15 protein-coding genes are annotated in these 24,531 nt (G+C 74.1%); 4 read left to right on the top strand and 11 right to left on the bottom strand.

The genetic code is table 11. The annotated features are described in order from the left end of the window. Positions 1-3: 3 nt before the first annotated feature. Positions 4-837, bottom strand: coding sequence for an HAD family acid phosphatase (locus ACIGO6_RS08750; RefSeq protein ID WP_399873216.1), 834 nt, complete (start codon positions 835-837; stop codon positions 4-6). Positions 838-1,105: 268 nt separating this feature from the next. Here ACIGO6_RS08750 and ACIGO6_RS08745 point away from each other — a divergent pair, with 268 nt between their 5' ends. Beyond that, positions 1,106-2,071 (top strand): hypothetical protein, encoded by a 966-nt coding sequence (locus tag ACIGO6_RS08745; RefSeq protein ID WP_399873213.1) that lies wholly within the window; start codon positions 1,106-1,108, stop codon positions 2,069-2,071. A gap of 194 nt (positions 2,072-2,265) precedes the next feature. Here ACIGO6_RS08745 and ACIGO6_RS08740 read toward each other — a convergent pair whose 3' ends face one another. Genes ACIGO6_RS08740 through ACIGO6_RS08730 form a run of 3 tightly spaced genes read right to left on the bottom strand, consistent with a single transcriptional unit; the run spans position 2,266 to position 5,362 of the window. Continuing rightward, positions 2,266-3,054, bottom strand: coding sequence for a DeoR/GlpR family DNA-binding transcription regulator (locus ACIGO6_RS08740; RefSeq protein ID WP_399873210.1), 789 nt, complete (start codon positions 3,052-3,054; stop codon positions 2,266-2,268). After that, positions 3,051-4,103, bottom strand: coding sequence for a 4-hydroxythreonine-4-phosphate dehydrogenase PdxA (pdxA, locus tag ACIGO6_RS08735; RefSeq protein WP_399873208.1), 1,053 nt, complete (start codon positions 4,101-4,103; stop codon positions 3,051-3,053). The genes ACIGO6_RS08740 and pdxA overlap by 4 nt, the downstream gene beginning before the upstream one ends. Further along, positions 4,100-5,362, bottom strand: coding sequence for a four-carbon acid sugar kinase family protein (locus ACIGO6_RS08730; protein WP_399873205.1), 1,263 nt, complete (start codon positions 5,360-5,362; stop codon positions 4,100-4,102). The genes pdxA and ACIGO6_RS08730 overlap by 4 nt, the downstream gene beginning before the upstream one ends. 195 nt (positions 5,363-5,557) lie before the next feature. Here ACIGO6_RS08730 and ACIGO6_RS08725 point away from each other — a divergent pair, with 195 nt between their 5' ends. Further along, entirely contained in the window at positions 5,558-6,556 is a 999-nt protein-coding gene (locus ACIGO6_RS08725) for an aldo/keto reductase (protein ID WP_399873203.1), read from the top strand. A 36-nt stretch (positions 6,557-6,592) separates the two neighbouring features. Here the strand turns inward: ACIGO6_RS08725 and ACIGO6_RS08720 are convergent, their stop codons facing one another. Both ACIGO6_RS08720 and ACIGO6_RS08715 read right to left on the bottom strand, forming a co-directional pair. Further along, complete coding sequence (locus ACIGO6_RS08720) at positions 6,593-9,268, bottom strand: family 78 glycoside hydrolase catalytic domain (protein ID WP_399873201.1); 2,676 nt, start codon at positions 9,266-9,268, stop codon at positions 6,593-6,595. A 12-nt stretch (positions 9,269-9,280) separates the two neighbouring features. Beyond that, a complete protein-coding gene (locus ACIGO6_RS08715) occupies positions 9,281-10,810 on the bottom strand; it encodes an alpha-L-fucosidase (protein WP_399873199.1) in 1,530 nt (509 codons plus the stop codon). A gap of 50 nt (positions 10,811-10,860) precedes the next feature. Between ACIGO6_RS08715 and ACIGO6_RS08710 the strand changes: the two genes are divergently transcribed. Next, the gene (locus ACIGO6_RS08710; protein ID WP_399873196.1) at positions 10,861-13,059 is read left to right on the top strand and encodes a beta-galactosidase; all 2,199 of its coding nucleotides are present in this window, start codon (positions 10,861-10,863) and stop codon (positions 13,057-13,059) included. On the opposite strand, the gene ACIGO6_RS08705 is transcribed toward ACIGO6_RS08710, so the two are convergent. Then, positions 13,002-15,980, bottom strand: coding sequence for a glycoside hydrolase family 2 TIM barrel-domain containing protein (locus tag ACIGO6_RS08705; RefSeq protein WP_399873192.1), 2,979 nt, complete (start codon positions 15,978-15,980; stop codon positions 13,002-13,004). The two genes, ACIGO6_RS08710 and ACIGO6_RS08705, sit on opposite strands and share 58 nt — an antisense overlap. Positions 15,981-16,072: 92 nt before the next feature. Here ACIGO6_RS08705 and ACIGO6_RS08700 point away from each other — a divergent pair, with 92 nt between their 5' ends. Continuing rightward, a complete protein-coding gene (locus ACIGO6_RS08700) occupies positions 16,073-17,887 on the top strand; it encodes a beta-L-arabinofuranosidase domain-containing protein (protein WP_399873190.1) in 1,815 nt (604 codons plus the stop codon). Between the two features lie 10 nt (positions 17,888-17,897). Here ACIGO6_RS08700 and ACIGO6_RS08695 read toward each other — a convergent pair whose 3' ends face one another. From ACIGO6_RS08695 to ACIGO6_RS08680, 4 genes are all read right to left on the bottom strand, one after another. After that, positions 17,898-20,456: a family 78 glycoside hydrolase catalytic domain gene (locus ACIGO6_RS08695; RefSeq protein WP_399873187.1), complete on the bottom strand. Its 2,559-nt coding sequence runs from the start codon at positions 20,454-20,456 to the stop codon at positions 17,898-17,900. After that, positions 20,453-21,850, bottom strand: coding sequence for a four-carbon acid sugar kinase family protein (locus tag ACIGO6_RS08690; RefSeq protein WP_399873185.1), 1,398 nt, complete (start codon positions 21,848-21,850; stop codon positions 20,453-20,455). Before ACIGO6_RS08690 ends, ACIGO6_RS08695 begins: the two co-directional genes overlap by 4 nt. Positions 21,851-22,041: 191 nt before the next feature. Then, positions 22,042-23,307 carry a RuBisCO large subunit C-terminal-like domain-containing protein gene (locus ACIGO6_RS08685; RefSeq protein WP_399873183.1) on the bottom strand — a complete coding sequence of 422 codons (1,266 nt, stop codon included), beginning with the start codon at positions 23,305-23,307 and terminating at the stop codon, positions 22,042-22,044. A 31-nt stretch (positions 23,308-23,338) separates the two neighbouring features. Next, complete coding sequence (locus tag ACIGO6_RS08680; protein ID WP_399873181.1) at positions 23,339-24,349, bottom strand: zinc-binding dehydrogenase; 1,011 nt, start codon at positions 24,347-24,349, stop codon at positions 23,339-23,341. Between the last annotated feature and the right edge of the window lie 182 nt (positions 24,350-24,531).

Below are 24,531 nucleotides of genomic sequence, written 5' to 3'. Positions count from 1 at the left end.
CGGTCAGTCGACGAAGTACGTCGGGTTGGGAAGCTTGTACGTCTCGTCGGCGTAGCCGCCCTCGAGGTCGGAGTACTGGTCGCCGAAGCTGCCGATGATGTCGTAGCCGGTGGACTCGATGTACTTCCTGGTGCCCGCCTTGTACTGCACGGTGGTGCAGTTCCACTTCCCGGCGGTGGCACAGTGGGCCAGGTAGGACGGCGGGTTGGCCTTGTCCTTGAAGAACGCGTGCTCGCCGTCGAGTTCGGTGTCGACGCCGATCTCGGCGAGGTTCTCGGCCGCGGCCTCGCGCTTGTCCTCGCCGAGGCCGGTGAGGAAGAAGACCTCGACGCCGTGGTCCTCGGCGTAGTCGATCAGCTCGGGCACGCCGAAGACGGCCGGGCGGTCGGCCCGCTCCACATAGGCGTTCCACGTGGCGTTGTCGTACGTGTAGTTGGTGCGCTTCTCGTAGTCGATGCTGAGCAGCACCGTGTCGTCGATGTCGAGGACGATCGCGGGCCGGTCGCCCTTCGCCCTGGTGTGCGCGGCCGCCTGGCGCTTGATGTCGCGCTTGGCCCTGGCGAGGACGTCGGCGACGTCCTCGGCGTAGTCGCTGTCCGCGGACGCCCGGTAGACGCCGTCGTCGTCCTGTGTGATGCCGTAGTAGGCGTCGATCTCGGCGACGAGCTGTCCGATGTTGTGGGGTTCGTTGCCGCTCCTCGCCTCGGTGATCCTGGAGGCGGACGTGCCGTGGGCGTCGGTGTTGGTGCCGGCGGTGGCGATGCCGGTGCCCCACAGGGCTCCGCCGGCGAGGGCACAGGCGGTGGCGATGCTCGCGGCTCTGAAGGACTTGCGCATGGGTGATGTCTCCGGATCCGGCCTGAACGGCCATGCGGGCAGGACGAACCAGGCGGCAGGGAGACGGCCTGCGCACCAGGTCGCACCATGTCTACGCGCGTCACCCACGGGTGGCAAGGTTCTTTGCCCATCGTTTACGCGTCGGCTCTGCGGTCATCCGGGCTGTCGGCCGGCCATGTGGTCACACCTCTTGCCGGGAGGCCGGGCGGGCCGTTACGTTCCCGGCCAACTCGATCATCTACGCGCGTCACGTCCCAGGGAGAGCTCCATGAGCATGCGCAAGGCCGCCCTGACCACCATCGCCCTGCTCGGTACGGCACCTGCCGTGGCCGCCACCCCGGGAGTGACCGCGGCCCGGACCAGCGACGCGCCGGCGCGCGCGGCCACCGGATGGCACCAGGTGGGACGCGACATGAGCAGCGGCATCAGCGGACTCGCCGTCACCTCGCACTCGGGCGGCACCTACCAGGCCCTGATCGCCCTGGACAACAAGCGCCCCGGGGAGAACCGCATCGCACAACTCACCCACCGCGCCGACGGGTCCGGGCGGACGACTCCCGTGCGGCCACTCGAGTGGAGGGGCGGTGCCGAGCCGATCGACCTGGAGGCGCTCGAAGCGGTGCCGGGCACCTCCGACGAGTACCTGGCCGTCGCGAGCCGGGGCCTCGTCCACCACCTCGAGGTCACCGACGACGGGACCGCGGTCGAGGTCCGGGACCTCTCGCCGCTCCCGGCGATCGGCGAGGGCGACAACTTCGAGAGCTTCACGCTCGTTTCGCGGCACGGCAGGCTCGCGGCCGTCTGGGCCGACCGGGGCGAGGGCGACGACCGGCCGGCGACACTCTACGCGGCACCGCTGTCGTTCAACACGTACGGGGAGTCGGTGTTCGGCGCTGTGACGAAGGCCGTCTTCCACGCGCCGTATCCCGCAGGAAACGTCCGGCACGCATCCGACCTCACCGTCACCGATGCGGGCCGGCTGCTGATCGCCTCGGCGTCGGACGAGGGTGACGACGGACCGTTCGACTCGGCGGTGAGCGACGCGGGCCGGGTGTCACTCGACCGCTCCGGCCGCGTGCGGCTCGCGATGGCCAAGTCCCCCGACGTTCTGCGGAAGTTCAAGGGTCACAAGGTCGAGGCCGTGGACTGCGTCCCCGGTACGGGCGTCGCGGTCCTCGGCACGGACGACGAGAATGCGGGCGGCGCCCTCACGACCGCCCGCATCTGCGACTGACCACCACCCGGCCCGACTCGGGCCCTCGTCCACCTTTCTGGCCGCTCCGTGCGCGACGTCTCCGCCCTGTGCGCCGCCCGCCTCGCGGGTCGGGCGCTGGGCCTGTTCACCGCGGCGGCGGAGCGCCTGCTCACGGAGGAGTGACCCGAGGGGGCGTCTCCCCCGCCCCGGGGGTTTGGTGGCGGCCCGGTGTGTCATCGGACGGCCGGTTCGGCGAGCAGGACCTCGACTCCCCGTGCGCGCAGGGCGCGGACCTGGGCCAGGTCCGCCGCCGCGTCGGTCACCAGGGTCCAGCCGGGCTGCCAGGGGGCCCAGGCGTGGAACGGGGCCGCTCCGAGTTTCGCCGCGTGGGCGAGCACGTACACCCGGTGCGCTCGCCGGGCCATGAGTTCCTTGAGCCTGATCTGTTCCGCGCCCGCCTCGCAGATGCCGAGTTCGGGCGAGACGCCGTCGGTGCCGAGGAAGGCCGCGTCGAACGTCATGCGTTCCAGGGCGGCCTCGGTGAGCGGGCCCACGAACGCGTGGCTGACCGGCCGGTAGGCGCCGCCCAGGCAGGTGACGTGCACACCGTCGGCGCCGCCGAGTTCGACCACCGCCGTCAGGCTCGGCGTCACGACGGTCAGGTCGCCCCGGGTGCCACGCAGTCCGCGGGCGAGTGCCGCCACGGTGGAGCCCGCGTCGAGCAGGATCGTCTGCCCCGCTGCGACATGCGTGGCGGCGAGGGCCGCGATGGCCCGCTTCGCGTCACCGGCCTCGGCGGTGCGCCGGTGGAGCGGGGTCTCGGCGGGTGCGGTGGTGAGCGCCATGGCGCCGCCGTAGGTGCGGGCGAGGCGTCCGTCGGCGGTGAGTTTCGCGAGGTCCCGGCGGATCGTGGAGGGGCTCACCGCGAGCCGTGCGCTGAGCTCGTCGACTCCGGTGAGGCCGGTGTCCTCGGCCAGGGTGACGATGCGCTCGCGGCGGGCGCGGGCGGCGGCGCCGGTCATCGCTGCCTCTCGGTGGCGAGGGCCACCGCCTGCCGGAGCGCCTCGACCATGCTGTCCGCGCGGGCGGTTCCGGTGCCCGCGATGTCGAAGGCGGTGCCGTGGTCGACGGAGGTGCGGACGACGGGGAGCCCCACGGTCACGTTGACGCCGTTCTCGATGCCGAGGACCTTGACGGGGGCGTGTCCCTGGTCGTGGTACATCGCCACGATCAGGTCGTAGTCCCCGCGTGCCGCGAGGAAGAAGGCCGTGTCGGCGGGGAGCGGACCGTGGACGTCGATGCCGTCGGCGCGCAGTGCGGTGAGGGCGGGGGCGATCTTCGACTCCTCCTCGCCGTGGCCGAAGAGTCCGTTCTCGCCCGCGTGCGGGTTGATGCCGCACACGCCGATGACGGGGGCGGGGGTCCCGGACCGGACCAGGGCCTCGTGGCCGCGGCGCACGGTGCGTTCGACGAGCGGCGGGTCGATCCGGCGTACGGCGTCGAGCAGGCCGAGGTGGGTGGTGACGTGGATGACCTTGAGGCCGGGGGTGGTCAGCATCATCGACACCTCGTCCACGCCGGTCAGCCGGGCGAGGAGTTCGGTGTGTCCGGCGTAGGGGTGGCCGGCGAGGCGCAGCGCCTCCTTGTTGAGGGGGGCGGTGCAGATGGCGTCGACGTCCGCGCGCACGGCGAGTCGTGCCGCCTCCTCGACGTACCGGTAGGCGGCCTCGCCCGCCGCGGCCGACAGGCGCCCCCAGGGCAGGTCGTCGGGGAGCAGGTCCAGGTCCACGACGTTGACGCGTCCGGGTGTCCACTCGGCCCGTTCGGGGCCCGTCACGGGCACGACGACGTCGTCGCTGCCGACGATCCCGGCGGCCTGCCGCAGTCTGCGGGCGTCGCCGATGACCAGGGGTCGGCAGCGCCCGGCGGTGTCCTGGTGCGCGAGTGCGGCCATGACGACCTCGGGGCCGACGCCCGCGCCGTCGCCCATGGTCACCGCGACGACCGGGCGGCGGTCCGCGGGCGGCGCGGTCGTACGGGGGCGGTCGGGGGCGTGCTCTGCGGGGTTCATCGCGGTCCTCCGTCGGATGCGTACGGTTCCTGAGGTGCCCGGCCCGGGGCTGTGCGCAGTGCGCCCACCATGCGCAGCAGCGAGTCCGGTCCGCCGAAGCCGCCGGGACGGGTGACGACCCCGCGGCCGTCGTCGGTACGGCAGTGCACGGCGCCGTGATGCACCTGGGCGACCGGCAGCAGACGGGTGACCGCCAGCTCGTCCAGGACGCGGCGGGCCGTCTCCCCGCCGGTGAGCACGAGGTCCGCCTGCTCGGGCAGTACGGCGGCGACGCTGCGGGCGAGGGCACGGGCCAGGTGGGGCGCGGCAGTCGGGTCCCCGGCCCGGGTCGCGGCGATGCTGAGGACCGAGACCGGGGCCGCTCGCAGGGCGGCACGCACGGTGGCGGTCGGACGTGCGTCGTCGCCGGGACCGAGCAGCGACTCGGCGGACAGGGCGGTGTGCCGGGCGCCGTGGCGCGTCAGGTGCGCGATCTGCGCAAGGGCGCCCGGGTGCGCGGTGCCGACGACGACCACGACCGGGCGCGGCGCGGCGGGGGCCCGGCCCAGGTCCGTGCGGGACGCCGCCGGCCCGGACAGTCGTCCGAGCGCCGCCGCGAGGCCACCGGCTCCCGCCAGCCGTACGGTGTGCGGCAGGCGAAGCACCGCCGCCGCGACGGCGTCCAGGTCCGCGTCCGTCTCGGCGTCGCACACCACGGTCGTCGCGCGGGCGAGGGCCGAACGCAGGCACCGGTCCAGGTGCGTTGCTCCCGCCCGCACCCGGTCCAGGGCCAGGACGGTCGTGGCCGCGCCGCCCAGCGCCTCGGTCACCGAACGCGGCGCCGGCCCCGGCTCCGCACGCCAGGCGTCGGTGTGGTGCAGGGGTACGCCGTCGAGCCGTACGACGCCGTCGCGTACCGTCCGTCCGGCGGCGGGCACCGCGGGCGCCACGACGAGACCGCTCGCGCCGGTCGTGAACTCCCGTGTCTCGGCGGACAGATGGCCCCGGAGCAGGGAGTCGGCCTTCTTCAGCAGCCGGGCACCGGTCGGTGCGTGTCGCCGTACCGCCTGTGCGACGAGCCGGGCGGCGCCGGCCCGGGTGCGCCGACGCGAGTCCAGGTCGATCACCTGGGTCTCTCCCGGGACCACCTGTTCGGCCGGGTCGAGCAGGATCCTGCGACAGCCGGGGAGCACGGCCGCGCACTCGGCGGCGCCGGAGAGGTCGTCCGCGATGACCAGGAGAGAAGAACCGACGGGTTGCTCCGGCGAGTTGAGCGACATGCGCGGCGGTCCCCTCCCTCTCCGGACGCGTCCTTCGGCGCCCCAGCATGCCAGCATCTGCGCGATCCGCGCGAGAGTCTTGCGCGGACCGCGCAGTCCTGCCACCGTCGTGCGGGCGTCCACGAGCCTGTACCCCGAGGTCCGTCGGGCCCGGCGAAACCGGCGCACTCCCGCCTCCGTGGAAGGGAATCACCCATGGCCACCGCACCCGCCGCCGTCGGCATACCGAACGTCCCCGTCCCGCTGTCCCCCCTCGTGCTCGGCACCATGACCTTCGGCGACACCGTCGACCGCGCTCAGGCCGCCGGGCTCCTGGACATGGCCCTCGACGCCGGTGTCACGGGCGTGGACACGGCCAACGTGTACGCGGGCGGCGAGACGGAGCGCATGCTCGCCGGACTGCTCCCGACCCGGCGCGATCGCGTCGTCCTGGCCACCAAGGCGGGGATCCCGCACCCCGACCAGGGCGAGCACGCGCCGCTGTCGCGGGCCGGGCTGCGCGCCGCCCTCGAGGGGAGCCTGAAGCGGCTCGGCACCGACCACGTCGATCTCTTCTATCTGCACCAGCCCGACCACGTCACCCCGCCCGCGGACACCATGGCCGCCGTGGCGGAGTTCGCCGCCGAGGGGCGGATCCTGGCGCTCGGGGTGTCCAATCACGCCGCCTGGCGCATCGCCGATCTCATGCGCCTCGCCGACGAGCTGGGCGCCCCGCGTCCGGTGATCGCCCAGCAGCTGCACAATCTGCTGGCCCGGCGCATCGAGGAGGAGTACACCGGGTACGCCGCGCATCCGGCCTCCCACGGGCTGCGCACCATGGCCTACAACGCGCTGGCCGGCGGCCTGCTCACCGGGCGCTACCGCGAGGGGCGGGCGCCCGGCGCCGGGCGGTTCGGGACCTCGCGGCTCGCCGCCGCCTATCAGGACCGGTACTGGCACGACGGCCTGTTCGCCGCCGTGACCCGGCTGCGGGCCGTCGCCGACGGTGCCGGGATACCGCTCGCCGCGCTCGCGCTGCGCTGGCTGCTGTACCGCGAGTCGACCGACGCGGTGCTGATCGGCTGTTCCGCCGCGGACCAGTTGCGCGCCAACCTGGAGGCGGCCGCGGCCGGTCCGCTGCCGGACGACGTACTGGCGGCGTGCGACGAGGTGGGGGCGGACCTGCGCGGACCCATGCCCGCGTACCACCGCTGACCTCGTCTCCCGGGGCGTCCGAGGCTGCCGCGCGCCTCAGCCGCACCCGCAGTCGTCCTTCGCCACGAACGGATGGCCCAGCGCCGTGACCGGCGCGTCCCCGGCGGCGTACGGGGCCTCGAGGACGTGCCGTCCCGCGCCTCGCGTCAACGGGGCGGTGCCGCCCGGGAGACGGATGTCGGCCACCGCGCCGGGCGGCACCAGGACCTCGACCACCAGCCGCGTCCCCTCGATGCGCCAGCCCGCCTCCGCCCGTCCGTAGGGCGTGCGATGGGCGGCCCAGGCCCGGGTGAGCGTGCCGCCGGGGCACGGCGCCACCCGGATGCGTCGCCACCCCGGTTCGGCGGCGGCGAGACCGGCGACCCTGCGGTGGAGCCAGTCGGCGACCGAACCCAGGGCGTAGTGGTTGAAGGACGTCATCTGGCCCGGGTTGACCCTGCCGTCGGGCAGCATCGAGTCCCAGCGCTCCCACACGGTGGTCGCGCCCATCGTCACGGGGTACAGCCACGAGGGACAGTGCCGCTCGGCGAGCATGCGGTGAGCGAGCCGGGCGTGGCCGGCCTCGTCCAGCGCGTCGCAGATCAGCGGGGTGCCGGCGAAGCCGGTGGCGATGTGGAAGCCCGCCCGGCGCACCAGCTGTGCCAGGCGTTCCCCGGCCCTCCGGCGTTGCCGCTCCCCCGGCAGCAGGCCGAAGCAGAGGGCCAGTGCGTAGGCGGTCTGCGAGTCGGAGGCCAGCCTGCCCGCCGGGGTGACGTACTCACGGGCGAAGGCGGTGCGCAGGCGGGCCGCGAGGGCGCGGTGCCGGTCGGCGTCGTCCTTCTCGTCGAGCAGGTCCGCGATCCGGGCCAGCAGGTCCGCCGAGTGGACGAGGTGGGCGGCGGCCACGAGTTCGGCGTCGGTGCGGGCGGCGGCGGGGTCGTCGGGCGGGGCGGCGGGGTCGAGCCAGTCACCGAGCTGGTCGGGGTCCCGCCGGAGTCCGCCGTCCGCCTCGGCGAGCCCGGCCGTGAGACCCAACCAGGCCGTCATGGACGGGTACTGGGTGCGCAGCAGGCCGAGGTCGCCGCTGTCGCGGTACAGGGCCCACGGCACCAGGACGGCGGCGTCGCCCCACAGGGCGTGCGGATGGTCGCCCGTGGGTGGGTCGAGGATGTCGGGGACGACGAGGGGGACGGAACCGTCGGGCCGGGCCAGTTGCTCGGCGGCGAGGTCGCGGAGCCAGCCGCCCAGCATGCCGGAGCAGTCGTGGAGGAAGGCGGCCGTGGGGGCGAAGACGGCGATGTCGCCGGTCCAGCCGAGGCGTTCGTCGCGTTGCGGACAGTCGGTGGGGATGTCGACGAAGTTGCCGCACAGGGACTGTACGACGTTCTCGTGCAGCCGGTTCAGCAGCGGGTCGGAGCTGTCGAACCAGCCCGTGCGCTCCAGGTCGGTGTGGAGCACGACCGCCTCGACGGCGGTGGGGTCGAAGACTCCGGGCCAGCCGTCGACCTCGGCGTACCGGAAGCCGTGGAAGGTGAAGCGGGGCTCGTAGGTCTCGGGTGCGCCCGTGCCGCGCAGGACGTACATGTCGGTGGCGGCGGCCTGACGCAGCGGGCGCAGGGCGAGCTCGCCGTTCTCCAGGGCCTCCGCATGGCGCAGCGTGAGGGTGTGTCCGGCCGGTCCGGTGACCCGCAGGCGCAGGCGTCCCACCAGGTTCTGCCCGAAGTCGACGACGGTGCGTCCGCCGGGTGTGGTGAGCACCTCCTGGACGGGGACGGTACGGGTGCGGCGCACCGGCGGGCCGGTGGGTGCGGTCAGTTCGGCGGTGGGCGCGGGCAGTTCGCGTACCCGTGCCCAGTCGTGGGTGGCGTGGCCCGGGCGGGACCAGCCGTCCCGCTCCCGGCGGGCGTCGTAGGTCTCGCCGTCGTAGAGCTCGGAGCGCAGCAGCGGTCCGGTGGTCCAGCGCCAGTGGTCGTCGCTGGTGACGGTCCGGATCGTTCCGTCGGCGTGGTGGATCTCCAGCTGGGCCAGCAGGGCGCGCCGGCGGCCGTAGTGGTGGCGCCGGCCGCCGTCCCAGCCGAGGCGGCCGGTGTACCAGCCCTCGCCGAGCAGGGCACCGATGGTGTTGGGGCCGGGGCGCAGCAGGGCGGTGACGTCGTGCGTGCGGTAGCGCAGCCGGTGCCGGTAGGAGGTCCAGCCGGGTTCCAGGACCTCGTCGCCGACGCGGACGCCGTTGATCTCGGTCTCGTACACGCCGTAGGCGGTGGTGTACAGGCGCGCCGACGTGACGTCGCCGTCGACCTGGAAGTCGCGGCGCAGCAGGGCCACCGGCAGGGCGTCCTCCGGTCCGTCGTCGCCGTCCGGCGTGACGGGGTGGGCCGACCAGTCGGCGCGGTGCAGCAGACCCGCCTCGACGGTGGCGGGTTCGGACCACGGGCTGGGGGTGTCGTCCGCGCCCCACACCCGTACCTGGACGGTGACGCGTTGGCGGGAGGTGAGCGGCGGGCCCGGCCAGGGCACCAGCACGCTGTCGGCGCCCGGGGTGCGGCCGGTGTCGGTGATCGTGGTGCCGTCGGCGGCTGTGATCCTCACGCGGTGGGCGCGCTGGCTCCAGTCGGGCTCGTCGGTCTCAGTGCGCCAGCTCAGGCGCGGTGCGGGCTCGCCGATGCCGAGCGCCTCTCGGTGGTGCTCGAAGACGGGGGCGGTCACCGTCATGGGATACGGCACGGGGGTCACGGTGGGTCCTCCTCAGTCCAGCTCGATCCGCAGTACCTGCGCGTACGGGGTGGGCGGCCGGTCGGGCAACTGCACCTCCAGGGCGTCGCGGCCGGCGGTCCACCGGACCGGGGCGTCGGTGCCGAGCAGGGTGACCCGGCGGGGCGGTCCCGTGACGAGGCCGCGTGCGGTGCCCAGGCTGCGGATGCGGGCGGTGCGGTCGTCCGGCCATGCCATGAGGAAGGCGTAGAGGGCGCCGCCGTCCCCGGTGGAGCGGGTGAAGCGGATGTCGCGGGGTGTGTAGGTGAGCGCCTTCTCCCGGGCGCGGTCGCCGGTGACGTTGGTCGGGCCCTCCCCGTACACCGTCCAGGGCCGGGTGCCGAAGACGGCCTCGCCGCAGCGCTCGGTCCAGGCGCCGAGGGAGTCGAGCACGGTGCCCGTCTCCTCGTCGATGGTGCCGTCGGGCAGCTGGGGGACGTTGAGCAGCAGGCAGCCGTTCTTGCTGACGGTGTCGATCAGCAGGTGCACGATCTCGGAGGCCGTCTTGTAGCGTTCGCCGTCCCGGTAGAACCAGTCGCCGATGCTGGTGTCGTACTGCCACGGGTGCGGGTCGAGGCCGCCGAGCTGGCCGCGTTCGACGTCCAGCAGCACGGCGCCGCGGTCCTCGTCGGGGATCGTCTTGATGCTGACGGTTCCCTGGGGGCGTCGGCCGTAGTAGTCGGCGAGGAACTCCAGGCCGCGGCGGCTGGGCGGGGCGGCCGGGCACACGCTGCCCTCGTCGAAGGGCATCCGCGCGTCGTCCAGGTAGACGAGGTCCGCGTCGTGGCGGAAGGTGACGTCCCGCAGCCGGGCGTAGAAGTCGTCGACGAAGGCGACGTCCGGTTTCTCGCCGGGCCGGCGCGGACGGCCGTAGAGGGCACGCGGGTCGAGCCCCTCCCACCAGGTCCCGCGCCCGTCGGCGGTCGTGAGGTGCCCGTCGTACGGGACGCCCGCGTACGGGCCGTCCGTGTCCTGACCGAAGGCGGCGTCGAGCCAGCGCCAGGTCCAGGAGCCGGCGTGCATGCTCACCCCGAAGCGGAGCCCCGCCGCGCGGGCGGCGTCGGCCCAGCGGGCGACGATGTCGGTGCGCGGACCGACGTTGACGGAGTTCCACGGCTGGTGGGCGGAGTCCCACAGGTCGAAGTTGTCGCAGTGGGCGGCGAGGGACACGAAGTAGCGGGCGCCGGTGCGGCGGAAGCGGTCCATCAGCGCCTCCGGGTCGAACCGCTCGGCCCGCCAGGCGTGGCACAGGTCCTTGTGACCGAAGCGGGACGGGTGCCCGAAGTGCCGGCGGTGGTGCTCCGTCTGCCGGGCGGTCCGCTCCCGTTCGAAGCCCTCGGTGCCCTCGTAGGGGCCGTAGAGGTGGCGGGCGTACCAGTCTCCCCTGCGGGCCGCGGACTGCGGGCCCCAGTGCGCCCAGATGCCGAGCTTGGCGTCTCGGAACCAGTCCGGGACGCGGTGCTCGCGCAGGGAGGCCCAGTCGGGCTCGTACGGGGTTGCCTTCCGGTCGTGGTGAGTGTTCACGCAACTCCCTTTCCATTGACGGCATTCAGGTGGCATGCCACCTTCTGGGCATGTCGGATTACCTGAGGCGAACATCGGCGGGCACGAACGACCGGGTCCGGGTGGGAACCGCGTACTACCACGAGTACCAGCCCACGGACCGGCTGGAGACGGACCTCGATCTCATGGCCGCGACGGGGATCTCCCTGATCAGGGTCGGTGAATCGGTGTGGTCCACCTGGGAGCCGCGCGACGGCGTCTTCGACCTGGACTGGCCGGCCCCCGTCCTGGACGGGGCGCACGAACGCGGCATCGGTGTGCTGCTCGGCACGCCCACCTACGCCGTCCCGCCCTGGCTGCAACGGGCCCACCCGGAGATCGCCGCGGAGCGCGCGGACGGCAGCCGGGTGCCCTGGGGCGCCCGGCAGGAGGTGGACTTCACACACCCGGTGTTCCTGCGGTACGCGGAGCGGGTGGTGCGCCGCATCGTCTCCGCGCACGCCGGCCATCCTGCCGTGGTGGGATTCCAGGTCGACAACGAGCCCGGACTGCTCCTGCTGCACAACCGGGGGGTGTTCGAGGGCTTCGTGGCGCGGCTGCGGGAACGCTACGGGGACGTGGACGCGCTCAACGAGGCGTGGGGGCTGACCTACTGGTCGCACCGCCTGTCGTCGTGGGACGAGCTGTGGACCCCTCGGGGCAACACCACCCCCTCGTACGACCTGGCCTGGCGCCGCCACCAGGCCGATCTGACGGCCGAGTTCATCGCCTGGCAGGCGGCGATCGTCCGCGAGTCGGCCCGTGACGACCAGTACGTGACCACCTGCCTGGCGGTGACCCGCCCCGCGGTCGACGAGGAGGCGGTGACCCGCACCCTGGACGTGACGGCCGGCAACGTCTACTACGTGGCGCAGGACGAGCTCGCCCTGCCCGACGCGGACCGGCGGCACGAGGGCGGCTGGTTCGGCCAGGGGGTGTGGCAGCTGTACCAGTCGGCGGACCGGCTGTGGGGCGCGCGTCAGGAGCCGTTCCTGGTCACGGAGACGAACGCCGCCTCGATCGGCGGGTCGCACACCAACCGGCCGGGATACGACGGCCAGTTGCGGCAGGCCGCCTGGGCGCTGGCCGCGCGCGGGGCACGCCTGGTGCAGTACTGGCACTGGCACACGCTGCCGTACGGGGCGGAAACCTACTGGGGCGGCATCCTCGGGCACGCCCTCGAACCGGGCCGGACACAGCGCGAGGTGCGACGGGTGGCCGAGGAGTTCGAGGCGGCCGGGGAGGCGCTGACGGGCCTGGTCCCGGACGCGGACGCCGTGCTCGTCCGGTCGGTGGAGAGCGACTGGGCGATGCAGTGCCAGCCGCCGCTGTCCCGCCCGGGCACGTCCGATCCCGACCCGAGGGCGTACGCGCGTGTCTTCGGGGCGTTCTACAAGGGGCTCTTCGACGCCGGGGCACAGGCCCGGATCATGTCCCCGGGGCAGCTGGCGACGGCTCTGCGCCGGCTCGCGGCCGACCCCGCCGCACTCACCGGCACCCTGGTCGTGCCCGCGCTCTACGTCTGCGACGACGAGACGCTCTCCCTCCTCGACGCGTACGCGCATGCGGGCGGGCACCTGATGCTCACGTTCCGGACCGGTTACGCCGACGTCGAGGCACGGGCCCGGGCCGAGGTGGCGCCGGGGGCCGCTCTGCGGGCGGCCGCCGGGATCCACTACCTGGAGTACGCGAACCTGCCCGGCCCCTTGGAGGTCACGGCGACCGCGGGGTCGTCGCTGCGACTCGCCCCCGGTGCGCAGGCCCTGGAGTGGGCGGACGGCGTGGAAGTGGACGACGCCCAGGTGCTCGCCCACTACCGGCACCCCCACTTCGGACGGTGGCCCGCCGCGACCGCCCGGGACCACGGGCGGGGCCGGGTGACCTACGTCGGGACGCTGCCCGACTCCGCGTTCGCCGAGGCGCTGGCCCGGCACGCCACCGGTCGCGCGACGGCAGCGGCCCGCTGGGCGCCGCTGCCCGCGACGGTGACCGTGACGTCGGCGCGCAACGCGCACGGGCAGCGGCTGTGGTTCGTGCACAACTGGGCGTGGGAGCCGGTACGGGTCGCCGTTCCCGAGGCGGTCCGCGACGTCCTCGGCGAGGAGCGGCTCGGCGCCGGGGACGGGCTGGGTCTGGGGGCGTGGGACGTACGGGTGCTCCGCGCGGACGGTGCTCATCCTGCCTCGCCGGACGCGAGCGACCGCAGCAGCAGCGCGAGGCGCCACGCCTGAGGACGCAGCCGGTGGCGCTCCAGCGGGCCCGGCCCGCAGGAGGCGCTGCCGAGGCCGTACTGGGCGGCGTCCAGGTGGAGGTGGAGGCGGTCACCGGCTGTCAGGTCGTGCGGGTGCGCGGCCGCTTCGAGCTCCTCGGTGCTCCACGGCCGGACCGTCAGACCGAAGGGTCGTCCGCGGTCGGCCGCCTCGACGCGCAGCCCCGTTCCGGTCGCCGGGTCGACGAGCTCGGCCCAGCGGACCGCCGCGCGCCGTCCGTTCTCCTGCGGGACGACGTAAGGGGTCTGGAGCTCCGCCACGTCGGCGGTGAACAGGCCGATACGGGCGGCCTGTTCGCTGTCGGGGTACGCCTCCCCCGGGCCCTTGCCGTACCAGCGGATCCGGTCGTGGCGGGCGGGCAGCGTGAAGCGTATGCCCGCCCGTGGCAGGGTCAGGCCGTCCCAGGGGCCGTCCGGGACGATGTCGACGGTCAGGAGCAGCGCGTCGCCGTGTGGGGTCCAGGTGTGCCGCACGCGCAGGCCGTGGGGCAGACCGTCCGGCGCCATGCGGGCCCGGACCACCAGCCGTTCCGGCCGTCGCTCGACGCCTTCCGTGCGGGTGACCAGCCGGTCCAGTCCCGCGGCTCGCCACTCCCGCAGTACCGAGTTGTCGCCCATGCCGCGGTCGTTCTCGGTGGGGGCACGCCATATGTCGAGGTGGGGACCGTCCAGGGCGAGCCCGCCCAGGGCACGCAGCAATCCGGTGGGCGCGTCGAAGACGGCGTCGGCCAGGGTCGGCCGGCGCCCGCGGGTACCCTGTCGGGCCGGGCTCGCCGGGACGCGGGCCTGCGCCCACGCCACCTCGTGCCCGGCCGGTGCCCACGGCTCGTCGGCGGCCAGGACCGCGCGGACCGTCAGCCACGTCTCCCCCGCGAGCCGGGGCGGCGGGACGGGCAGCGCCACCTCCGTCTCCCGGCGCGCCCCCACGTGCGGCACCTTCACCTCGCCCCGCGCGACCTCGACCCCGTCCGTCTCGAGGGTCCATGCGAACCGCAGGTGCGCCAGGTCCCGCACGTCGTACCGGTTGTGCACCCGTATCCGTCCGGCGCCGACGTCGATGCCGATGCCGACCGGCTCGATGGCCTTCTTGTACGCCGCGAGGCCGGGCGAAGGGGTGCGGTCGGGGAACAGCAGCCCGTCGATGCAGAAGGTGCCGCCGTGCGGGCTGTCCCCGAAGTCGCCGCCGTACGCGAAGTACGCGCGACCCTCGTCGTCGGTGCGGCGCAGGCCGTGGTCGATCCACTCCCAGACGAAGGCCCCGGCGCAGCGCGGGTGCCGTTCCAGGGTGCGCTGGTACTCGGTGAGGGAGCCGGGGCCGTTGCCCATGGCGTGGGCGTACTCGCACAGCAGGAAGGGCAGGCCGCGCCGGCGCCGCTCCAGGTCGGGCTCGGCGGCGGTCTCGTCGGGGGCGGGTTCCTCGTGGCGGCCGATGCGGTCGACCTCGGCCACGGAGGCATACATGAGGCTGTAGAAGTCTGAGTGACGGTAGGTGCGGTCACGCTCGTAGTGCAGCGGCCGGGACGGGTCGCGCTCGCGGGTCCAGTCGGCGAGGGCGGCGAGGTTCGCGCCGTGATGGCTCTCGTTGCCCAGGGACCAGATGACGACGCTGGGGTGGTTCTTGTCCCGTTCGACCATGCGGCGCATCCGGTCCAGGAGCATCGGCCGCCAGCGGGGGTCGTCGGCGGGGTTGCCCGCCCAGTCGGCGTGGATGAACCCGTGCGTCTCGATGTCGCACTCGTCGATCACCCACAGGCCCAGCTCGTCGCAGAGGTCGAGGAAGGCGGGGTGCGGGGGGTAGTGGGCGGTGCGCACGGCGTTGATGTTGTTCTGCTTCATCAGGAGCAGGTCGTGGCGCATCGTGTCGACGGTGAGGGCGCGCCCGTGGTCGGGGTCGTGTTCGTGGCGGTTGACGCCGCGCAGCAGGACGGGGGCGCCGTTGACGGTGAAGACGCCGTCCCGGATCGCCACGCTGCGGAAGCCGATGCGCAGGCCGACCGGCTCGGCGCCGGTGAGGGGGACGAGTTGCCCGGCGTAGAGGCGGGGGTGCTCGGCGCTCCACGGTTCGATGCCCGGGAGGGTGAGGGGGCGGTCGGCGGGGTGGCCGTGGACACCGAGCTCCGGCAGGGACAGGTGCGCGGGCACGTCGGTGTCGACGCGCAGGGTCCCGCTCCCCCGTTCGTGGTCGTAGGAGGCGTGCACGAAGCAGTCGCCCAGGGATCCGTCGGGGACTTCGAGCAGCGTCACGTCGCGGAAGATGCCCGGCAGCCACCACATGTCCTGGTCCTCCAGGTAGCTGCCGGAGGACCAGCGGTGGACCCGGACGGCGAGGTCGTTGCGGCCGGGGCGCAGCGCCCGGCCGGCGTCGAACTCGGCGGGCAGCCGGCTGCCCTTGGAGGTGCCCAGTTCGCGGCCGTTGAGCCACACCTTGAAGCAGGAGTCGACGCCGTCGAAGCGCAGCACGCTGCCGGCCGTCCGCCAGCCGTCGGGCAGGTGGAAGGTGCGGTGGTGGTCGCCGGTCGGGTTGGCGTCGGGGACGTGCGGCGGGTCGATGGGGAACGGGTAGGCGGTGTTGGTGTAGCGGGGGACGCCGTGGCCGTGCAGGACCCAGTGCGAGGGGACGGGCAGGGGCGACCAGGTGCCGTCGTCGGCGCCGGGGCCGCCGGGGCCGAGGAAGTCCAGGGGCGCGTCGGCGGTCGGCGACAGGCGGAAGGACCAGGTGCCGTTCAGGTCGAGCCGGGCCGCGCCGGAGGTGAAGCGGGCGCGGGGCGGGCGGCGCCCGGTGCCGGGGGCGAGGTCGGCCCAGTACGGCACCGTCCCCGTGCCTCCCGTCTCCGGCGGCTCGCCGTGCGCGGGCTGCTGCGCTGTCTCGTCCGGGTTCGTCAACTGCCCCTCACCTCTTGACAATTCGGTTTGTACACGGATGTCTTGGTGCAATGCATCGATACACGGAGGTACCCGCGGAAAACGTGCACCTCTTGTCGCATCTCGGCAGGATCGACTACCTGGACGTCCCCAACCCCTTCGCGCAGCGCCTCGGCCTGGTCCGGGCCTATCTGATGAGCCTGGACCCGGCGTGTCTGCTGCGCGCCTTCCGCTTCGAGGCCGGGGTCTTCGCACCCGGCGAACCGGTGCCGTCCGCCGCCTGGCACGGCGGCTGGGAGTCGCTGGAGTCGCAGCTGCGCGGCCACTTCCTCGGGCACTGGCTGTCGGCCGCCGCACGGATCTGTGCCACGGCCGCGGACGGCGACCCGGAACTGCGCGCACGGGCGGAGGCGGTCGTCACCCGGCTCTCCCTGCTGCAGCGGGAGAACGGCGGCGAGTGGGTGTTCTCCATCCCCGAGAAATACCTGCACCGCATCGCCGCGGGCCGGCCGGTGTGGGCCCCGCACTACACCGTGCACAAGACCTTGATGGGGCTCCTCGACGCGCACCGCTGGCTGGGCAGCGACACCGCCCTCGACACGGTGGTGAGCGCGGCGCGGTGGTTCCACCGCTTCACGGACGGATTCGACCGCACCGGGCTCGACGACCTCCTCGACCACGAGACGGGCGGCATGCTGGAGGTGTGGGCACAGCTGTACGCCGTCACCGCCGACAAGGCCCATCTGGAGCTGGTCCGCCGCTACGACCGGCCGCGGCTGTTCGAGCCGCTGCTCGCGGGGGCCGACCCGCTGACCAACCGGCACGCGAACACCACGGTGCCCGAAGTGCTCGGTGCGGCCCGGGCGTTCGAAGTGACCGGCGAGGAGCGGTGGCGCCGGGTCGTCGAGGCGTACTGGCGGTGCGCGGTGAGCGAGCGTGGGCACTTCGCCACGGGCGGGCAGACCAGCGAGGAGGTGTGGACCCCTCCGCACGCGTTCGCGGCCCGTCTGGGTCCGCGCACTCAGGAACACTGTGTGGTCCACAACATGATCCGTCTCGCCCACACCCTGCTGCGGTGGAGCGGTGACCTCACCTACGCCGACTACATCGAGCGCAACCTGTACAACGGCGTCCTCGCCCAGCAGCACCCGCGCACCGGGATGCCCGCCTACTACCTGCCCCTGCGTCCGGGCTCGGCCAAGAAGTGGGGCACGCCCACCGACAGCTTCTGGTGCTGCCACGGCACGATGGTCCAGGCCCACACGCTGCACACCGCCCACGCCTGGTACACCGCCGAGGACGGGGTCACGATCGGCCAGTACATCCCGTCCGCGCTGCGGCACGAACACGACGGCGTGACCGTCGAACTGACGCAGCGGCCGGACACCGGGATCGGTACGCACATCGCCGCGGGGGGCGGTGCGGGAGCGGTGCACCGGCCCGGGCGCTGGGCCGTCGACGTCGAGGTGCGCGCCGAGCGGCCGGTCGAGTTCACGCTGGCACTGCGCGTACCGGAGTGGGCGGCCCGGCCCGTGACGCTCACCGTCGACGGCGTGCCCGAGCCGCAGCCGGGGCCGGACACCACCGGGCCGGGCCTGCTGCCGGTGCGGCGCGTCTGGCACCGCAACACCGTGCGCGTCGAGCTGCCGGCACGGCTGCGCGCCGAACCGCTGCCCGACCGGCCCGGCACCGTGGCGTTCCTCGACGGGCCCGTGGTCCTGGCGGGGCTGTGCGACGAGGAGCGCGAGCTGACCGGGGACGCCGGGCGTCCCGAAACGCTGCTCGCCGCGGACGAGGAGCGCGAGCCGTTTCGCTGGAGCGGCTCCTGGCGGGCCCGCGGGCAGCGGCACGGGCTGCGGTTCGTCCCGCTGCACGAGGTGACCGACGAGCGGTACGCGGTCTACTTCCCGGTCCGCGCGCCGTCCTGATCCGACCCGTTCACTCCTCACGCGACCACACGCCCGGCACCGTGAACTCCCAGGTGCCGGGCGGCACCTCGCGTACGTCGCGTCCGCCGTCCGGCAGGGGCAGCTCCACCCGCGAGGGCGCCCCCGGCGGCAGTGCGACGGTCAGCCGGAACTCGTCCGTGCCCCGGTGCCAGGTCACGCCGGCCCGGCCGCGAGGTGTCTCGTACCAGGCGCTCGCCCAGGTGAGGTCGCCCACCGGGGCGGGCCGGACGACGATGTGGTCGTACGCGACCGAGTCCGCGGCCTGCCGCAGGCCCACCAGGGACGCGGTGAGCCACTCGGCGGCGGCGCCGAGCATGAAGTGGTTCTGCGAGGAGCCGCGGGTGGGCCCGTCCCAGCGTTCCGTCAGGGCCGTAGCCCCGTGGGCGAGCTGGTACCCGTAGCTCGGGCTGTCGGTGCGGCTGAGCAGGTCCCAGACGACGTCGTCGCGGCCGTGTGCGGACAGGACGCGCAGCAGTGCGGGGAGGGCGATCTCGCCGACGGTGACGTGGTCGCCGGCCGCGCGGATCGACTCGATCAGATGCGCCAGCACCGCCGGCCGTTCCCCGGGCGGGACCGCGCCCGTCTCCAGGGCGAGCGCGTCGCATGCCTGGCTGCCGCTGCCGTAGGTGTGGCGGTCCGGGTCGAAGAACTCCGCGTGGAAGGCTTCGGCGATCCGGCGCGCGAGCCGCCGGTGGGCGGCGGCGTCGCCGGTCCGCCCGATCGCCTCGGCGATGTCGCCGAGCGCGGTGGCGATGCGGTGGTGGGCGTAGGTCGCGGTGACGGCCTTGGGGGTGGAGTCGTCGAAGGTGATCCAGTCGCCGAGGCCGTGGCGCAGCAGCAGTCCGTCGTCGGAACGGGAGTGCAGGTGCTCGAGGTAGCGCATCATGGCCTGGTAGTGGGTGCGCAGGGTCGTCGTGTCGCCGTACGTCCGGTACAGGTGCCAGGAGGCGAGGACCAGGGCGCCGCCCCAGTTGGGGTCGTCGCGGAACTTGTCCTCGAACACCTTGTATTCGGGGGCGGTCCCCGGAACGAGTCCCGACTCGGTCTGCGCGTCGGACATGTCGCGCACGAGTTTGCGGTAGTAGGCGGCGACGTCGTAGCCGCCCGCCACGGCGGGGAAGACCAGGTGGGTCTGCTCCAGCCAGCCGAGTTTCTCGCGGTGCGGGCAGTCGGTGAGGACGCTGAACATGTTGCCCTGCACGGCACGGTCGATGAGCCGGTGGATGCCGCTCAGCAGATCGGAGGAGCAGCTGAAGCCGCCGGCCCGGGGATTGGCGGCGCGCATCACCTCGCCGCGCACGGTGTCCGGGGCGGGCGGGCCGGGCAGGTGCTCGACCTGGAGGTAGCGGAAGCCGTGGTAGACCGTCGCCGGGGCCCATTCCTCGCCTCCCGGATCCCCGCGCAGGGTGTAGCGGTCGTAGCAGGGGCTGCCGGTGAAGCGCTGGTTCACCGTGCCGTCGGCGGTGAGGAGTTCGGCGGGGCGGATCACGACGGAGGTTCCCGCGGGGCCGGTGACCTTCAGGCGCGGCCGGCCGGCGATGTTCACGCCGAGGTCGAAGACGTGGACGCCGGGTCGCGGTTCGCTCGTCGAGACCGGCGTGATGCTGTCGACGACCTCGACGGGCGGGTGGGTGCGGGCGGTCAGCCGCACGCCGTCGAGCGGTGCGGGCACGGCGGTGCTCCAGGCCCGGCGGTCGTGGCCGGGGCTGTCCCAGCCGTGCGGTTCGAGGCGGGCGTCGTGTTCCTCGCCGCCGAACCAGGCGGACAGCGTGATCGGGCCCTCGGCGGTGCGCCAGGTCGGGTCGGTGACGAGCGTGGTGGAGGTGCCGTCCTCGTGGACGACGTACAGCAGCGCGCGGGCCCGGGGCACGCCGTGGTCGAGGTGCAGTTTGGCGTACCGTCCCGGCACCCGGGGGGCGTGCGCGATGCCGTTGCCCAGGCTCACCCCCACGGTGTTGTCACCCGCGCGCAGTGCCTCGGTGATGTCGTACGTGGCGTACAACAGGCGCTTGTCGTAGGCGGTGTAGCCGGGTTCGAGGAGGGCGGGGCCGGCGCCGATGCCGTTGACGGTCGCCTCGTAGGTGCCGAGGGCCGTCGCGTACAGGCGGGCCGAGAGCGGGGCGTGCGGCAGGTGGAAGTCCTTCACCAGCAGCGGCAGCCGGGCGGGCGGGTCGGTCCGCTCTGCCGTGATCCACTGGGCTCCGGCCCAGTCGGACTCCGTGGGCAGGCCGGTCTCCCAGGTCGCGGCGGCGCTCCAGGGTGAGGGCCGGTCGTCGCACCAGGTGCGCACCCGCCACCAGACGCGTTGCCGGGCGCCGGGCGGCTTGCCGTCGAAGCGGATCCCGGTGCTGCGGGATCCGGCCACGCGTCCGCTGTCCCACAGATCGCACGCGCCGGAGTCGAGCAGGGCGGGACCGGTGGCCGCTTGGACCTGGTAGGCCTGCTGGCTCCCGCGGCCGAGCCGCCAGGAGAGGTCGGGGTGCTGGTCGTCGATGCCGAGCGGTTCGGTGAGGTGGGCGGTGCGCAGGGTGTGCGGTGCGGTGGTCACGTCCCGGGCTCCCTGGATGGGTCGGTGGTTTCGGCGGTGGCGCAGGTCCGTCCGGTGACCCGGTCGAAGAGGTCGACCGGGCCTGCCTGCCCGCCCTTGAGGACGAGCGACACGCCGTCGATGAGTGGGTCGTCGCAGTTCAGGAGGCACAGGGCCGCGCCGGGGGCGAGCAGGGTGTCGATCTCGGCGCTGCGGGCGCCCAGCCGGCGCACCACCCGGCCCGCCGTGTCGCCGCCCGCCACGACCACGCGGCGCACCCCGGCGCCGGCGACGGCGGCGCGGACGGCGTGGGCGAGGGCGTCGCCGAGCGTGTGGAGGGGGTCCGCGCCGGGTGTGTCCCGGGGGCCCGCCGGCTGGGCGTGGACGACGACGCCGGGTGCGGGGCCGTCCAGGGCGCGCAGCACCGCGTCCCGCAGCCGGGTCAGCGCGGCGGGCGAGGTGTCGCAGCCGTGGTGCGGGTCCACGGGAACGGGCACCGTCCCCCATCCCCGCGCCGCCGCGTGCCGGAGCTGGGCGCCGGTCCGGGCGGCGCGGCTGCCCGACACGACGATCGCGCGGCCGGGCTCCGGCAGACGGTGGGGCACCGTCGTTTCCGAGCCGCCGAGCACCTGGCCGACCGCGAGGCTGAGACCGCCGGAGCCGAGCGCGAACCCGGGTGCGGTCCCGCAGGTCAGGGCCAATCGCGCCGCGTACCGCGCGTGTGCGTGCGTCAGGGCGTCGAGGACGACGAGGCCGGGTCCGGCGGCGGCCATTTGTTCGTAGCGCATGCGGGCCTGCTGGTAGGGCAGTTCGTAGGCGCGCAGGTCGAAGGAGGTGACGGGCAGTGCGGTCTGTGCGGCCAGGTGCAGGCGCAGGTCCGACTCGCCCATCGGGGTCACGGGGTGGCGGGACATGGTGGGCTGCCGGTCCAGGCGGTGTACGCGGCCGTCGTCGTCCTGGGCGAAGTGGTGGCCGAAGGCCGTGTAGCGGCCGAGGTCCGGCTGGGCGGCCAGCACCGGGACGGTCGCGGTGCCGAAGACGTCCCTGCCGAGCTCCGCGGCGCACCCCAGGCTGCCCCGGTGGGGCGACGAGTCGGCGGTGGAACACATCTTGTACTGCACGAACCCGGCTCCGGTGGACCGCAGCCGTTCCAGCGCCGGCCCGACCTCGTCGGCCATGTGCGCGGTGGGCAGTGAGCGGGCGACTCCGGCCATGCCGATCACGTCGTGACCGCCCCCGGTCCCGGCGCCGTCGTCGTCCGGCGCCCGCCCCTCCTGCCCGAACAGCAGCAGGCCGCGCAGTCCGGCCCGGTGGAACTGGGCGAGGGCATCGGTGGATCCGGTGACGTCGTCACCGTAGAAGGCCACGCGGGGGGCCGTCGTGGCGGGGCCGGCGGAACGCGTGCGGGGGTCCACCGGACGCCCCGTGCCGGGGCCTGGTGGGCTTGTGCGCACGCCCGTCGGGCCGGTGCCGGAACCCGCCGAAGCCGCATCGGAGCCTGTCGAACCCCTGCCGGACCCCTTGGACCCCGCGCCGCAGCCCGTCGCATCCATGCCCCGGCCCGTCGACCCCGCGCCGCAGCCCGTCGCATCCATGCCCCGGCCCGTCATGTGCGGGCCTCGCCGAAGCGTTCCAGCGCCAGGGCGAGGTGCCGGTCCCGGGCGGCCCGTTCGGCCAGGGGCTCGCCCTCGGCGGCGGCCCGCCATGCCGCGCGCATCGCGGCGACGCCTGCCGCGGGGCCCTCCGGGTGGGCGTGGATGCCTCCGCCCGCGAGGACCAGCAGGTCCGTGGTGCCGGTCAGGTCCAGGGTGCGGTGGGCCAGCCCCGGCCACTGCCCCGAGGACAGCACCGGCAGCACCTGGTATCCGCCGAGGAAGGGCTCGCGCAGGGCGCGGACCGAGGCGACGACGTCCTCGTCGGTCTCGTAGAACTTGCTCGCGATGCCCCCGACGTGCAGCTGGTCGACGCCGGCCAGACGGGCGAGTTTCTGGAAGACCAGCGGGCCGAGACCGATCTGCGGGCTGCGCAGCAGCGCCCCGCTCATGGCCCGGTGGCCGTGTACGGGCAGCGCGGCCCGCTCGCGCAGGTGCGCGACGCCCGCGAGCCCCACCGTCTGCACGCACACCATGACGCAGGTGCCGCCCGCGGCGAGCACCAGGTCGTGGTTGGCCTCCAGGCGGCCGATGTCGTCGGTGATGTTGAAGGCGTACATGGTGCGGCGCCCGGTGCGGTCGGCGGCCCGGTCGAGTTCCTCCGTGACCGCGGCGACGCGGTCGCGCAGCGGGGCGTGCGGCGGATTGCCGTTGAGCTCGTCGTCCTTGATGAAGTCGATGCCTGCTTCGGCGAGTTCGCGTACCAGGCCGCGCAGCGCGTCGAGGTGGAGGCCGACTCCCGGCTTGATGATCGTGCCGATCAGCGCGCCGTCGGGCGCGCCCATCAGGCGCCGGGTGCCGTCCACGCCGAAGGCCGGGCCGGGGTAGCGCTCGGCGAACGCGTCGGGCAGTTCGAGGTCGACCAGGCGTACGGCGGCCAGTTCGCGGAGTTCGAAGAGGTTGCCGGCGACGGCGGCCAGCAGATTCGGCATCGAGGGGCCGAAGTTGCGCAGCGGGAAGGCGATCCTGACCCGCGCGCGGTGCGGGCGCGCGCCGGATCCGGCTGGCCTGTGCGCCCCGGGCAGCGGCGGGTGGCGCCCCTCGGGCAGCTCGGTCACCTCCACGACCGTCGCCCCGAACCGCCTGCGCAGTGCGTCGCTCTCGCCGGGCACCCGTACGAAGGTGCCGGTGGACTGCTCGTTCGCCAGTACCTCGGCGGCCCGCAGGGGCGGCAGCCAGCTCTCGATGTCGTATGCCGCCACGACCTGCTCGTCCGTCATGCCTGCCTCACTCCTGCCGGGTCCTGTGGGGTCAGCGCGCCGGGTCCAGGAAGAACTTCAGGACGTCGCTCCCCTTGTCGAGCGCCTCGAAGGCCGACTGGGCCGCGGCCAGCGGTGCCGGCTCCTCCCCGACCAGCGGTCGGACGTCGAGTACGCGGCGTGCGACGGCGTCCGCCGCCGCGCGGAAGTCGTCGGGGCCGTACAGGGAGGAGCCCTTGATCCGCACCTCCTTCAGCACCAGCGGGTTCAGTCCCGCCCGCACCGCGTCGGCGAACATCGGCAGCACGACCACCGTGCCGCGAGGGCGGCACAGGGCCAGCGCCTCGTCCAGGCAGGACGGGTGGCCGGACGCGACGACGACCGCGTCGAAGGCGTCGGTCCGCCCGGCTCCGTGCACCGACCCGTCCCGCGCGTTCACCGTGCGGCACCCCGTCGCCCGCGTGACGAGCCCGAGGGCCTGCTCCCGTACGTCGCTGACGAGCAGTTCTCCCGCCCCGTGCAGCCGTGCCGCCGCCGCGGTGAGGTGGCCGATGGGGCCGGCGCCGAGCACGGCCAGGCGGGTGCCGTGGCGCACGCCCGCCGCGCGCACCGTGTGCCAGGCCACCGCGGCGGGTTCCACCAGGGCGCCCTCCGCGTACGGCAGGCCGTCGGCGAGCGGCACCAGGGCGCGCTGTGGGACCGCCACGTACCGGCTGAGCAGCCCGGGCAGGCCGGCGCCGGGCAGCCGCCGGTGCGCGCACAGGTGCGACAACCCCTGCTCGCAGCGTCCGCACCCCCGACAGGACACCAGTGGCAGGACGGCCACCCTCGTGCCGGCCGGGATCGCCGCGTCCGCCGCGGCCTCCACCACCCGGCCCGCTCCTTCGTGCCCGAGCACCACCGGGGGCGCGCGGAAGGGGTGCCGACCGCGGAATGCCGCCACGTCGCTGCCGCACAGGCCCACCGCGCGCATCTCGACGAGCGCCTCACCGTCGCCGGGTCGCGGAACGGCGCACTCCTCGATCTCGATCCTGGCGACCTGTCTCAGTACGGCCGTGCGCATCAGCCCTCCGATCGCGTCACCCGTCTCTCTCCGCCGATACTGGCATGCCACTTGAGAGAGCCGGACGACGGGAACCGTAGAACCGCCCGAACGGGCGCGTCAACACCCCGCACTCTCCCGACAGACGGCCATTTCCTGCGCTTTCGCGGCCCCTTGACGCCCCTCACCACCACGCTTAGCGT

Origin of the sequence: Streptomyces sp. NPDC053750, assembly GCF_044544295.1 — a bacterium.
Lineage (GTDB): Bacteria > Actinomycetota > Actinomycetes > Streptomycetales > Streptomycetaceae > Streptomyces.
This window is presented reverse-complemented; position numbering and strand designations above follow the sequence as displayed.